Below are 12,587 nucleotides of genomic sequence, written 5' to 3' on the forward strand. Positions count from 1 at the left end.
AAGGGACTCTTTCCCAAAATTTGTTGCTGTTGAGTATCAGAACAATCCGATATCGTTTTCCAGATCCGTGAGGGCGGTGACGTTGTGGACCGTGACGATATTGCCGCCGCCAAAGTCGAGTGTGGCCACCCCTCCGGTCACGCTGCCATAGGTGGTCAGCAAGTCGGCAATCGACAGCCCGCCCCCCAAAGATCCTGATCCAGCCGCAGCCTATCCACATCGTTTGCGAAATCCGCCACCGTGTCCGCGCCGCCACCTGCATGGAACACGAAGGCGTCCCGGCCTGTACCGCCGATCAAACTGTCCGCGCCGGTGCCACCCGCCAGCGTGTCTGACCCGCCGCCGCCCATCAGGGTATCGTTGCCCCGTTCTCCCAACAGGAAGTCGGCGCCGCCCCATCCAGACAGGAAATCGTCTCCGGCCCCGGCCTGAAGAACGTTGTTGTCCGTGCTGCCGGTCAGAGTGTCGTTGCCGCCTCTGGTCCGGGCGTTCTCGATATCGGTCAGGGTATCATTGCCGAACACGACCGACATCGCCAGGCCGGTGCCGAGCTGAACGTTGACATCGGAACTTCCGGTGAAAAACACCTCGTCAATGCCGTCGCCACCGTCAAGATTGTCATCGCCGACGCCCCCGATCAGCGTGTCCTGTCCCAGCCCGCCGAGCAAGGTATCGTCACCGCCCCAACCAGAGAGGCGGTCATTGCCATCACCCGCCACAAGCAGGTTTTCGATGCCACTGCCGATCACGGTGTCATTGCCTGAACCGGTCTGCGCGTTTTCGATATCGCCTAGCGTGTCGGTCCCGAATGCCGTAGAGGTCGCGTACATGTGGCCCAGTCGAGCATCCACATTGTTGGCGCCTTCAAACAGAACGGTATCAATCCCTGCGCCACCGTTCATGTCGTCATCGCCATCGCCCCCGATCAGCGTGTCAGCACCGTTTCCGCCGGTTAGGGTGTCGTTGCCTCCGTGCCCTTCCATCCGGGTGGCGACATTACCTGCCATGATGTTCTCGGCATCCCAATCGCCTGCAATCGTGAACCCGTTCGTGGCCGACCAGTTTTCAAAGCCGAGGCTGCTCATGTCGAGGGTGGCGAAAGTACTCATGAACACCTGAAACGCGGTTCCGCTGGCCCCATCAACACGGAACGTATCAAACTCCAACTGGTCGGCATATAACTGAACCTGCGTGATTGCCGTACCAGCATAAAGCGTTTCGAAATTGGCAATTGTCACGCTGCGCAGATCGTAGGTGGTGTGGGCTCCGTTTGCTGCGATTGCCAGAATGTCGGTATCGGCCCCGCCATCCAGCATGGCATCGCTGTTTTCGTTGCCGGCTGTAAGAGTTACGATGTCGTCGTGCGCACCGCTATCGACCGAGTCAAATCCAGCGCCTCCAGTCAGAACATCATTGCCGTCCCCGCCCAGCAACGTGTCGCTGGACGTCCCGCCGGTCAGCGTGTCATCGCCGCCATTGCCTTCGATCCGCGTGGCCACATTGCCCGCAATGATATGCTCTCCATCCCCGTCGCCAACGATCGTGATATCGTTTCTGCACGACCAGTTGTCGAAGGTCATCGCGCTCAGGTCGAGGGCAAAGGCGGTGTCCATGAAAAGCTCGAAGTCGGTCGAGCTTGCCACGTCGACATGCAACGCATCTAAACTGGCCTGGTCGGCAAATAATTGCACCAGAGCCATCGCCGAACCGGTATAAAGCGTTTCGAAATTTGAAAGCGCTAGGGTGCGCAGATCGTAGGTGGTGTTGGCGCCATCTGCGGCGATTGCCAGAGTGTCGGTATCCGCCCCGCCGTCCAACACGGCATTGGCATTGTTATGTCCGGCTACGAGGTGCACGGTGTCATCGTTGGCCCCGCCATCTATGGAATCCGCGCCCACGCCGCCCGCCAGACTGTCATTGCCGGCCCCGCCCAAAAGGGTGTCGTTGGCCGCCCCTCCGGTCAGCGTGTCATCACCGCCGTTGCCTTAGATGCGTGTGCCGTAAGTGGCGGCCTCGATGTTTTCGGCGTCATCGTCACCGATGATGGTCAGCAATTGTAAACCCGAGAATCCGCCAAACCCCATGCCAGCAAGGCTGAAAGAAAGGGATGTGTCCATGAAGATCTCGAAGGCATTCCGCCAGAGGTCTTGAGAAACGAACATCGATGTGAACGTCACCTGATCGGCGTTCATCTGTATCACTTGGTATGGGGCGATGGCGCCCAGTGTTTCGAAATTCGTAAAGGTCAGGGTTCGAAGATCGTTCGTGCGGATTGGGTTCCCAAATTCAGAAGCCATGTCGAGCAGCAAAGAATCGCTATCGGCCCCACCGTCCAGGATGGCGCCTATATTGTCGTTTTGGGCCGCGATAACCACAAGGTCATTCCCGGCGCCGCCAAAGATCAAATCCGTGCCTGCACCAGCATCAATCGAATCATCTCCGGGCCCGCCAAGCAGGGTGTCATCCCCAGCTTCGCCGCACAGGGTATCGTTGCCGGCCCATCCATAGGTCGAGTCTGTGCCCGTCCCACCAGTAATGGAATCATCGTCGGAAATTTAGGTCGCCAAGGCCTCGTGGCCGGTGACCGATACGCTCATCACATATGTGTCACCCGACGCGACACCGGATCCTGTCACATCTGTGACCCGGACATAGAAAAGCTGCGTTGCGCCGGTGTTGGTGTATGTCAGGTATGAATCACGCGAGAGACCGTTGCTTACCTCTTCGGATCCGAGCCCACCCAACGTGGCCAGAGCGTCATTGTTGGTGGCCACTTCTGTTTGCGTGGCGTCATAAAGGTGGACCCGGCTGTCAAAAGATCCCCCACCAATCGGAGAATAGGCATGGTCGATGTCGATAGTGATTGTCTCTCCGGCACCCACTGTCACAGTAAAATACTGATCGTCGTCGAGCCCGGTCGAAAATACGCGGGTATGGGGAACGGTGTCATCGCCAACATCGGGTTCGGGGCCGGTCGACCATGACTGGCCTGAGTCAAGCGCCAAGGCATTCAGGAAGCCATTGTAATTGGTGTGTCGGAACAAATATCCAGCCAAGACATCCCCGAAAAGCAGGTCATTGCCGGCGCTTGCGGTAATTGTGTCCGGCGTAGCGGGGCCGTACTCTCGGGCGCCGAGGATATCATCACCGGCAGAGTCCAAGAAAGACTGTGTGAAACCTACGAAGATTACCATTGTCTGTCCCCTTCTGGCAGTACCACATGCACTGCTCTGCGCGCGTTCGGTGTTGCCATCCTGCGGGGTCGTGTCCACAGGAGGCCCTTAAATGTCCCTGAGCGGCACAGTCTGTGGATCACTCCAGAACAAGTTTCGGGAAATGTCAGACCCGATTAATTAGCTCCGGACAATCGTGGGACGTGCTGGCAGATTTTGTCAAAGCACAAATGCGTTTGCGCCATACTTGGTTTCAGTGCGAATGGTTTTGTCTCGTCGGAAATCCGCCGCGATAACCGGGTGTGTCTGTTTGCTGAAGTGCTTTTCGCAAGCCCAAGATGCGCTGATACCCGGCCAGACTTCATGCCTTTGAATCCAGAAAGCTGCGCGCCTGTTCGCTGGTCTCGAAAATGTGGGTGCGGGCGTCGGGAAAGACCTCTTGCAGTTTCATCCGCATGAAGGCCGAGCCGGAATAGCGCGAGACGGTGCGGTAGAACCGGGCATGCATGTCTGCGACCATGTTGGCCCAGCTTTTCTCAAGTGCTTCGTCGATAAAGAACCCGTCATAGTTCACGATCACATCCACAGGGCCGGGTAAGGGCGTGCAGGCCTCGGTGACCAACTGGGCCACGCGGTCGATTTCGCTCTGGTTGCGGACGCGCATTTTCTCGAAGTTGAGGTAGAGCCTGCGCTCGTCGGCGTCGACGGCGATCCGTTCGGGCAGGTCGAGGTGCAACAGATCGCGTCGCAGACCCATTTCGCCGGGGGCAAAGATGCGGGCGTCCATCAGGTGCAAATCGTTGATGATCGGGGGCTGTTCCATCTGGTCCAGAATGTCGCGTTGCAAGTCGATGCCCGGCGCGATCTCGACAAGGGCCACCCCCTTGTCGGTCAGTTCAAACACGCAGCGTTCGGTCACATAAAGCACCGGCTGGCCCAGCCGCGCGGCGCGGGCACCGGAAAAGGTGATCTGTTCTACCTCTGGCAGGAACTTTTGCGAACTGCCCTCGCGCTTGATCTGCAGCTGACCGTCCGTAATGGCGACGTCGAGGCCCTTGGCCGTGAAAGTGCCCGCAAACACCACCCGCGTCGCATTCTGCGAGATGTTTATGAACCCGCCCGCCCCGGCAAGGCGGGGGCCAAAGCGGGACACGTTCACATTGCCCGCCGCATCGGCCTGCGCCAGCCCGAGACAGGCCATGTCCAGCCCACCGCCATCGTAGAAATCGAACTGGTTGTTCTGCGGGATCACAGCGTCGGTGTTGATGGCTGCGCCGAAATCAAGCCCCGAGGCCGGTTGCCCGCCCACAACGCCCGGTTCGGCGGTCAGGGTGACATGGCTCAGCAGGCCCTCTTCGGCGGCGACATTCGCAACACCTTCGGGCATCCCTATCCCGAGATTCACCACGCCATTCACGGGCAGTTCAAAGGCACAGCGCCGCGCGATGATCTTGCGCGGATCCAGCGGCATGGGCGGGATTTCCCCCTCGGGCGAACGGATGCGGTTGGTAAAACCATGGCTGAACGGGGTGGCATAGGTTTGCACATGGTTTTCCGGTCGCGACACGACCACCGCATCCACAAGAATGCCTGGGATCTGTACCTCGCGCGCGGGCAGAGTATGCGCACGGGCAAGGCGTTCGACCTGCACGATCACGACACCGCCCGAATTTTTGACCGCCATCGCCTGCGCCAGATTATCAAGCACCAGCGCCTCGCGTTCCATGGTAATATTTCCGGCCTCGTCCGCCGTGGTGCCGCGCAACAGGGCGACGGTCAGTTTGGGGGCAGGGTAGTAAAGTACCTCTTCGCCGCCAATCTCCATCAGTTGAACCTGTGCCTCGGTGCTCTGGTCGTTGATGGCGCCACCGCCGTTGCGCGGATCGACAAAGGTTTCCAGCCCGACCTTGCTGAGCATGCCCGGCTTGCCCGCCGCGATGTCGCGATAAAGCTGGCTGATACAGCCCTGCGGCAGGTTCCAGCCCTTGATCTTGCCTTCCACGGCCAGTTTGGCAACGCGCGGGATCAACCCCCAGTGGCCGCCAATGACCTGCTGCAACAGTCCCTCGTGCCCAAGACGGTTGAGACCCCGGTCCCTGCCATCTCCCTGACCAGCGGCAAAGACCAGCGACAGGTCGCGCGGGTGGCCGGTTTCCAGAAACCGGGTTTCGACCGCGCGCAGCAGTTCATCCGGTACCCCGATGCCCACAAATCCCGAAGTGGTGAGCGTATCGCCATCCTGTATCAGGGCAGCGGCGTCTTGCGGCGTGACAACTTTTCTTTTCATGTGGCCATGTTCCCGCCAAGAACGGCACCCGTCAACCAGCAGGAATACGGGTGGGGCGGTTGCATTTGTCGGGAATTGCAAAAAACCGCAGCGCCGGGCCCAAGAATGCCATTGCTGCAAGGGGTAGGAGTGCGCGTTCCCCACCAGCAAAGGATACAGGCATGGGATTCGATCTGATCTTTACCGCGCTGGCCTTCTATGCGCCGACGCTGAGCGTGATCGCGCACGGCCTCATGCTGGGGTGGCGCTAGGGTCATGGTCGCGAGGTATCTACGCCTTCGGTGATATCCATGATCGTCAGATAGTTGACCGCAGCCGCCACCGCGCCCGCAAAGGCGACGATCCGCCCGAAGGCCATCAAACCGTGCCGCAGCATCAGCAAGAAGGTGGTCGGGTAAAACGGCGTTTTCGGGCCTTTCAACGTGCTGTGGACGACGGCGGTCAGGATCATGGCCAGCGCCACCGCCAACAGAACGGATGCCCCGGGAACTAAGTGGCGGCCCCTACTGATCGAGTCGAGCGTTCGCGGCAACGTGGCCTGATTGTGCCCGAGATCCGGGACCCTTTCAGGGTCGCGTTCGATGTCAGGGGTGGGGCGGTGTCTGCGGTCATGGCATTTACGCCGAAACGGGGCGCCGCCGGCAGCGACGTCTTCAAGGCTTGGGAAGAACACTTCTCGGCGCCGGTCAAGCCTCATTGCACGGTTCTCGTAATTTGCGCGGGCGATGCGCAGTTCGGCCTCGCGTTCAAGCACCTTGGCAAGAAGTGCGCTGCCGCGCGCATTCAAGGCTTGTACCCGTTCCAACGTCTTTTTCCGCATAGGCCATCCATGCCGCGTTTGCTCTTGCTTCCGACGGGCCCTTGTCACATCCGGCATCCCAGCCCCGGCAACAGGCGGCATAGAGATCTTCCAGTGGCACGAGTTTGCCCGCGAAATGGTCGCCGATCATGGCAAGGGCCGATACCTTAGCCGCCGCCATGGCAAGGTTCTTTTCCGCGACAACCAGCGACAGCCTGTTCCACGCATCTTTCAGTTGCGAAACCTGCAGGTCCAGTTCCGAGATCGCGTTGCGCTCGTAAAGTTAGAAGTTGCGTTCAAGAATGCCCGCGTCGCGGTCAAGTTGTGATTTCACGGTTTTCAAGTGGATCGCCATCATGATTCTTTGAAAGCCGACCGCGCCCCCCTGATCGGCGAATATCATCATGAACAGCTGATCGGTTGTGACCATCTGCGCAGATGCAGGGGCAGGGAGTTGCTCGGCCGAGGCAAAACAGGCCATAAGGGGCAGCGTGGTCGTTGCGGCCGCCCCGCGAACGGATCTTGCCAGAAAGGTCATGCCCGACGCTCTCAACTGCCGAACAGGCGAACGATGCCGCCGTCGCCATGTACGTTGAAGGTCTGGCCGCAGACCCAGCTTGCCGCGGGCGAACTGAGGAGCAGCATCGCGTTGGCAATGTCCTGCAGCCAGTCGGGGCTACCGGTCAGGTTGTCGGGATGCGCCAGTTTTTCCTGCATCTCGGGCGAGATGCCGCATCGCCATTACCCCCCGTCATCACTGTGCCGATCAGAACCGAGGTCACCCGCAGGCGTTTGTTCAGCATATGCGCGAGCGACACTATCACCTGGTTCAGCGCTGCCTTGGCCGTTCCATAGGGCAGGATGTGATGGCAGGTACCGCCGACGAAAACGAGCCGGAATCGGTGATCGAGCCATTCTCGGCCTTCTCCAGCCATGGCAGGCCATGCTCATGCGATAGGCGCTGATGGTGTTTAGCTTGTCGGAATTGATAAACTCTTCCTTGGGGATCGCCGCCGGACCGGGTTGGCGCCCGCCCCGGCCCACGTTGTTGACCAGCGTCGAGATGCCGACAAATGCCTCGGCCGTGGTTGCCACCACCGCTCCCATCTGCGCGTTGTCGGCCACGTCACAGGCCAAGCTACGGCAGCCATGTCCCCGTTCAGATTGGCAATCATCACCTTGGTCCCTGCGCCTGATGGCCTCCTGGCAATGCCGGCGCCGATATTCTGGGCACTGCCCGTGATCAGCACCTGTTCGTTGTCCATGCGGAATACAGAAAATGCATCAAAGCTCATTGTCGTGTTCTGTCCATGAAAAAATGCCGTCAGTCGGGTTCCTGCACGCCGCCACCCGACACGGTCAGCACCTCACCGCTGATCCAGGCCGAGGCTGGGCTGCACAGGAACAGGGTGGCATAGGCAATATCTTCGGGATCGCCCAAGCACCCGAAGGGCGTGTGTTTCAGCATCGCCTTTTCGATGCCGTCATTCAGGACCGAGGCGAGCGCGTCGGTCTTGATTGCGCCGGGCGCAATCGCGTTGGCACGGATGCCTATCGCCCCGAGATCAAACGCCACGTTGCGTGTCAGGTGGTTCACTGCCGCCTTGGACGCCCCGTAAGATGACATGCGCTTGTTCTTGTTTTCCCCGGCCATGGACGAGATATTGAGCACGGCACTGCCGCCCGCCTTTTCCATGTGCGGCGCGGCAAGCTGTGTCAGCCGGAACAGCGAGAACATGTTCAACTCATAGGCCCAGCGGAAATCATCCGTGGGCATATCAAACGGCTTCGGGCCGCCATCGCCCGCATTGTTGACCAGAATGGACAGGCTTCGAAACGTGCTCAGCTCCAGATCTACGGCGGCTGCAAGGTCGGCTTTCATAGTGACGTCACAGGCCAGACACACGGCCTTGCCGCCGTGATCCACGATATCCTGTGCCACGGCCTGCGCCGTTTTCGCGTTTAGATCGCTGACCACGACTGACGCGCCCGCGCCCGCAACAAAAGGCGCCCGATTCCGGCGCCCCCGCCCGTCACAAGGGCGGTTTTGCCATCAAGGCGAAACTGAGATTGATCCCACATAAGCGTTCCCTGACTTTCTGACGAAGGAACGAACTTGGTTTGGTTCGGTGCCGAGCCACAAAAAATGCAGACGCGATAAATTGTTTCGCAGAGCAAAACGCAGGAACCAGCTTAACGGCCCTTTTAGGGGTTCAAACGCCCGCTGCCTGATCCAGAAAAAACGCCATCACGCGCGGGATTGTCTTGAACTCGCGCCCCTTGCCCTTGGGCAGATGTTGCAGCGGGCGGGTCAGCCATTCCAGCGGGACTAGTTTGCGGCAATAGCGTTTGGCCAACTCCCAGTTTTCAGCAGTGTCCTGCGCGAGATAGGCCTGTTTCGCGGCATCGAGCTTTGCCGGGGCAACGCCGGCATGGATCAGGCTATAGAAGAACACGACAATATCGCGGGCGTGGCCCTTGGGGGTGTTGGTGTGGGCATCAAACCGTTCAAGGTCGATAAAGCAGACGGCATCCTCGGCGGCGTTCCAGCACACGTCCTTGATGCGAGGGTGGCCGTGGCTGACACCCTTGGTGTGGAACTGTGCCAGCCCGCGCGCAGCCTCGACGATGATGCGTTGGCGCGCGTCTTCGGAAAGGGTCCCTTGCGCAAGCAGTCGGGACAAGGGTACACCGCTGTCCGGCGTCACGAAGAAATCCGGCCCCTCCGCCACAATGCCCGCCACCGGAAGGCCCGCCGCCGACAGGGTTTTCAGCGCCGCGCGTTCGCGTTCAAAAGCGCGGTCCGCGTTCCCCTTGCGCAGGCGCAGGCTGAGCGAAAGTTGTTCGCGCCGCTTGACCCAATAGGTTCTGTTCTCAACACTCAGTTTTTCGATGCGTTTAGTCCCGGATTGGGCAAGGCGCAAAAGCTGGGCTTCGGTGTCGGAAGGCGTGGGGGTATCGGGCGCAGACATAGCGTGCAAAATGCGCGCCCTGACGGGAATTGTAAACATTCCGTAGCTGCTTTTTTTGGGCGCCGGGGACCTTGGGCAGCGGTCAGGGACGGCTTAGTCCCGCGTGCCCGCGAAACGGCTTTGCCAGTCCTCGCGCTCGTCGTCCGAAACCTTGCGGAAGGTCACGTCAGGCACGGTAAAGGCGTGGCCCTCTTTCAGGGTTTCCAGCGCGGCGGGCACGTCCTCGGGCCAGTTGTCATCTCCGGTTTGCATCGCAGCCAGAAGGGTGGCGCTGGCGTCTGGGATGAACGGGGCCGACAGCACCGCGTAAAGCCGGATCAGGTTCAGCGCCAGACGGATCTGGGCGGCGGCCTGCTCGGGGTCTTCTTTGAAGGTTGACCAGGGCGCGGCGCTTTGCAGATATTCATTGCCTGCCACCCAGATCGCGCGCAGCTCTTGCGCGGATTTACGGACCTCCATCGCCTCCATATGGCTTTCATAGGCGCGGATGCGCGTGGCCAGTTCCTCGACCAGGGCCTGTTCCTGTGCGCCAAATGCGCCGCCTGCTGGTACCTCTTCGCCGAATTTCGAACGGCAGAACTTGGTGACGCGGCTGACAAAATTGCCCAGCACGTCGGCCAGATCCTTGTTCACGGATTGCTGGAAGTTTTCCCAGGTGAATTCGGAATCGCTGCTTTCGGGGGCATGGCTCAGAAGCCACCAACGCCAGTAATCGGCGGGCAGGAGTTCCAGCGCCTGATCCATGAACACGCCACGTCCACGCGAGGTCGAGAACTGGCCGCCGTCATAGTTCAGGTAGTTGAAGGATTTCAGGTGATCGACCAGCTTCCACGGTTCGCCCGAGCCCAGGATCGTGGCCGGGAAAGACAGGGTGTGGAAGGGCACGTTGTCCTTGCCCATGAACTGGGTATAGCGCACATCATCGGCGCCCTTGTCGGTGCGCCACCAGCGTTCCCAGTCGTCGCCCTTGCCCGCATCGACCCATTCCTGCGCGCAGGCGATATATTCGATCGGGGCGTCGAACCAGACATAGAAGACCTTGCCTTCCATGCCGGGCCAGTCCTCGTCCCCCTTCTTGACCGGAATGCCCCAGTCCAGATCGCGGGTGATGCCGCGGTCCTGCAACCCGTCGCCGTCATGCAGCCATTTCTTGGCAATCGAGGTGGTCAGGATCGGCCAGTCGGTCTTGGAGTCGATCCACGCATCCAATTGATCCTTCATCTGCGATTGGCACAGATAGAGGTGCTTGGTCTCGCGTTCCTCAAGATCGGTCGAGCCGGAAATGGTCGAATAGGGATTGATCAGGTCGGTCGGGTCCAACTGTTTGGTGCAGTTGTCACACTGGTCGCCACGCGCGCTTTCATAGCCACAATTGGGGCAGGTGCCTTCGATATAGCGATCGGGCAGAAACCGTCCATCCGCCTTGGAATACATCTGGGTTTCGCTGACTTCGCGGATCAGCCCGGCCTCGGCCAGTTTGCCCGCGAAATGCTGGGTCAGCTTGTGGTTCTGCGGGCTGGACGACCGGCCGAAATGGTCAAAGGACAGGCGGAACCCTTCGGCAATGCGGGCCTGAACCTCGTGCATTTCGGCGCAATATTCGGCAACCGGCTGACCCGCCTTGGCCGCAGCCAGCTCGGCAGGTGTACCATGTTCATCTGTGGAACACAGGAAAAGAACCTCGTTGCCGCGCCCCCGCTGATAGCGCGCGAACAGGTCGGCGGGCAATTGCGAGCCGACAAGATTGCCCAGGTGTTTGATGCCGTTGATATACGGAATGGCCGAAGTGATCAGGTGACGCGCCATCATGTGTTCCTCTGGTCTGCTGTTGCGCCTCGTCTAGACCATCCGGCACCGCTGTTCCAGCAGAGTTTGCGAATCCTGATTTACGTAGGGTCAAAATCAAATTCCGTTGAGGAGATATCAAATTTTTGTTATATTTATTACATTGAATGTTTTGGATTTGAGGAGGATCCCATGGCCCTGAATGTTGTCAATTCTGTTGTAGGCACCACGCGCACACTTGCGTCCGGTGATGAGCTGATCGTGACCCGGGATGGTGTAATCGCCGTGGATATCGGTCACGGCATTTCGGTGCCTCATTCGGACCCTTTCGGTATCCATATCGAAGGATCTGTTTACGCAACTTGGGCGCCGCTTCTCATCAACGGCGATGATACGGCAAGCTACACCAGTAATATCATTGTCGCAGACACCGGGATTATTCGTTCGTTCTACAATTTCTACACTGTTGCCATTCAACGGAATGGTGTCGACTTCGAAAACAACGGCGAGATCACCGCGGCAGAGGCCTCTGCGATATTGTTCTATTCTGGTGTGGATACCGGGTCTCTGGTCAATCGGGGCACCATCACGGCCTATGATGATGCGTTCTCGTTCCTCGGCGACGCACTGGACGCCACCATCGACACGTTCTTTGTCACGAACCACGGGCACATGGAAGGTGGCAGCAACGTTGTGTCGGGCCGCTATGAAAACATGGACGTGGTCAATACAGGAACGATGGTGTCCGAGGATCGCGCCGTTGTGATGATCCGGGCGGCCGTACAAGGGGTGCAGCCTGCACTGTCCCTGAACAACCTTGGCCTGATCCAGACAACAGATGCGGTTGAGGTGGTCTATGGCGGGTTTGGCCATGATGAAGTGATCAATCGCGGCATGATCGTCGGAGTGGTCGAACTGGACAGCGGCAACGACCGGGTTCTCAACCATGGCGACATCGTTGGCGATGTCCGTCTGGACAATGGCAGCGACTATGTTTTCAACGCGGGCACCATCCAGGGCGATATCTATATGGGGCCTGGCGGTGACCTCTTGATCAACTGGGGCGGTATCGACGGCAATGTCGATATGGGGTCGACGTCGATGTACACCGTCGTCGTGCGCAATACCGGTCACATCGAGGGATCGGTGACACTGGGCGGGGCATCAGACAAGTATTACGGCCTTGGCGGCACTGCGTCGGGCACCGTATATCTGGGTTCGGGATTTGATACGGCCTATGTCGATCAGCATGGTGTCGTGATCTCGGGCGGTGCGGATGACGATTATGTCTACGCTTATGACGATGTCTTTGTCGATGCTGTCGAGGTTGTCTATGCGCGCGGCGCTTTGGACGTTGGTGTATCCGTCCTGCAGGGGCCATCAACCGCCTATGGGAATATCGGCAACAACCATTTCGTAAACTCGGGTCAACACTCGGTGGCCTTCTATGGCCGCAGCGGGGATGACCGGCTCGAAGCCGGCACCTCTGGCGACACGCTGGATGGCGGGGCCGGGAATGATATGCTGATCGGCGGGACCGGCGTCGATACCATGACCGGTGCCGCGGGCGA

At 59.4% G+C, this 12,587-nt stretch carries 13 protein-coding genes and 2 pseudogenes; 1 reads left to right on the forward strand and 14 read right to left on the reverse strand.

The window, feature by feature from the left end; all coding sequences use genetic code 11:
- Positions 1–36: 36 nt before the first annotated feature.
- The 14 genes and pseudogenes from WNE31_RS16675 to metG form a co-directional block, all read right to left on the reverse strand.
- On the reverse strand, positions 37–162 hold the full coding sequence (locus tag WNE31_RS16675) for a hypothetical protein (RefSeq protein WP_349981086.1): 126 nt from the start codon (positions 160–162) through the stop codon (positions 37–39).
- Entirely contained in the window at positions 156–1,700 is a 1,545-nt protein-coding gene (locus tag WNE31_RS16680; protein ID WP_349981096.1) for a calcium-binding protein, read from the reverse strand. Before WNE31_RS16680 ends, WNE31_RS16675 begins: the two co-directional genes overlap by 7 nt.
- 144 nt (positions 1,701–1,844) lie before the next feature.
- A pseudogene (locus tag WNE31_RS16685) lies at positions 1,845–1,973 on the reverse strand (calcium-binding protein); the annotation flags it as partial.
- A gap of 12 nt (positions 1,974–1,985) precedes the next feature.
- Positions 1,986–2,555, reverse strand: a complete 570-nt coding sequence (locus WNE31_RS16690; protein ID WP_349981097.1) for a calcium-binding protein — start codon at positions 2,553–2,555, stop codon at positions 1,986–1,988.
- Entirely contained in the window at positions 2,556–3,194 is a 639-nt protein-coding gene (locus tag WNE31_RS16695) for a hypothetical protein (RefSeq protein WP_349981087.1), read from the reverse strand.
- A 340-nt stretch (positions 3,195–3,534) separates the two neighbouring features.
- Positions 3,535–5,460 carry an acyl CoA:acetate/3-ketoacid CoA transferase gene (locus WNE31_RS16700; protein WP_349981088.1) on the reverse strand — a complete coding sequence of 642 codons (1,926 nt, stop codon included), beginning with the start codon at positions 5,458–5,460 and terminating at the stop codon, positions 3,535–3,537.
- 253 nt (positions 5,461–5,713) lie between these two features.
- Entirely contained in the window at positions 5,714–6,280 is a 567-nt protein-coding gene (locus tag WNE31_RS16705; RefSeq protein ID WP_349981089.1) for a hypothetical protein, read from the reverse strand.
- Positions 6,281–6,542: 262 nt separating this feature from the next.
- Complete coding sequence (locus tag WNE31_RS16710) at positions 6,543–6,797, reverse strand: hypothetical protein (protein ID WP_349981090.1); 255 nt, start codon at positions 6,795–6,797, stop codon at positions 6,543–6,545.
- Between the two features lie 11 nt (positions 6,798–6,808).
- Positions 6,809–6,976 (reverse strand): hypothetical protein, encoded by a 168-nt coding sequence (locus WNE31_RS16715; RefSeq protein WP_349981091.1) that lies wholly within the window; start codon positions 6,974–6,976, stop codon positions 6,809–6,811.
- Positions 6,943–7,194: a hypothetical protein gene (locus WNE31_RS16720; RefSeq protein WP_349981098.1), complete on the reverse strand. Its 252-nt coding sequence runs from the start codon at positions 7,192–7,194 to the stop codon at positions 6,943–6,945. Before WNE31_RS16720 ends, WNE31_RS16715 begins: the two co-directional genes overlap by 34 nt.
- A 58-nt stretch (positions 7,195–7,252) precedes the next feature.
- A pseudogene (locus WNE31_RS16725) lies at positions 7,253–7,366 on the reverse strand (2-deoxy-D-gluconate 3-dehydrogenase); the annotation flags it as partial.
- Positions 7,367–7,583: 217 nt separating this feature from the next.
- On the reverse strand, positions 7,584–8,237 hold the full coding sequence (locus tag WNE31_RS16730) for an SDR family oxidoreductase (RefSeq protein WP_349981092.1): 654 nt from the start codon (positions 8,235–8,237) through the stop codon (positions 7,584–7,586).
- Positions 8,238–8,472: 235 nt separating this feature from the next.
- Complete coding sequence (locus tag WNE31_RS16735; protein ID WP_349981093.1) at positions 8,473–9,270, reverse strand: lipopolysaccharide kinase InaA family protein; 798 nt, start codon at positions 9,268–9,270, stop codon at positions 8,473–8,475.
- Positions 9,271–9,324: 54 nt separating this feature from the next.
- Positions 9,325–11,037 carry a methionine--tRNA ligase gene (metG, locus tag WNE31_RS16740; protein ID WP_349981094.1) on the reverse strand — a complete coding sequence of 571 codons (1,713 nt, stop codon included), beginning with the start codon at positions 11,035–11,037 and terminating at the stop codon, positions 9,325–9,327.
- Positions 11,038–11,208: 171 nt separating this feature from the next.
- Between metG and WNE31_RS16745 the strand changes: the two genes are divergently transcribed.
- A partial coding sequence (locus tag WNE31_RS16745; RefSeq protein WP_463407441.1) for a calcium-binding protein occupies positions 11,209–12,587 on the forward strand: 1,379 nt, incomplete at its 3' end.

This window comes from Shimia fortis (assembly GCF_040225985.1).
Lineage (GTDB): Bacteria > Pseudomonadota > Alphaproteobacteria > Rhodobacterales > Rhodobacteraceae > Shimia.

Excerpts from the sequence above, each read along its gene's own strand:
- WNE31_RS16695 (WP_349981087.1), bottom strand. The coding sequence starts at position 3,194 with ATGGTAATCTTCGTAGGTTTCACACAGTCTTTCTTGGACTCTGCCGGT.
- WNE31_RS16710 (WP_349981090.1), bottom strand. The coding sequence starts at position 6,797 with ATGACCTTTCTGGCAAGATCCGTTCGCGGGGCGGCCGCAACGACCACG.
- WNE31_RS16735 (WP_349981093.1), bottom strand. The coding sequence starts at position 9,270 with ATGTTTACAATTCCCGTCAGGGCGCGCATTTTGCACGCTATGTCTGCG.
- WNE31_RS16715 (WP_349981091.1), bottom strand. The coding sequence starts at position 6,976 with ATGCAGGAAAAACTGGCGCATCCCGACAACCTGACCGGTAGCCCCGAC.
- WNE31_RS16700 (WP_349981088.1), bottom strand. The coding sequence starts at position 5,460 with ATGAAAAGAAAAGTTGTCACGCCGCAAGACGCCGCTGCCCTGATACAG.
- metG (WP_349981094.1), bottom strand. The coding sequence starts at position 11,037 with ATGGCGCGTCACCTGATCACTTCGGCCATTCCGTATATCAACGGCATC.
- WNE31_RS16720 (WP_349981098.1), bottom strand. The coding sequence starts at position 7,194 with ATGGCTGGAGAAGGCCGAGAATGGCTCGATCACCGATTCCGGCTCGTT.
- WNE31_RS16705 (WP_349981089.1), bottom strand. The coding sequence starts at position 6,280 with ATGCGGAAAAAGACGTTGGAACGGGTACAAGCCTTGAATGCGCGCGGC.
- WNE31_RS16680 (WP_349981096.1), bottom strand. The coding sequence starts at position 1,700 with ATGGCTCTGGTGCAATTATTTGCCGACCAGGCCAGTTTAGATGCGTTG.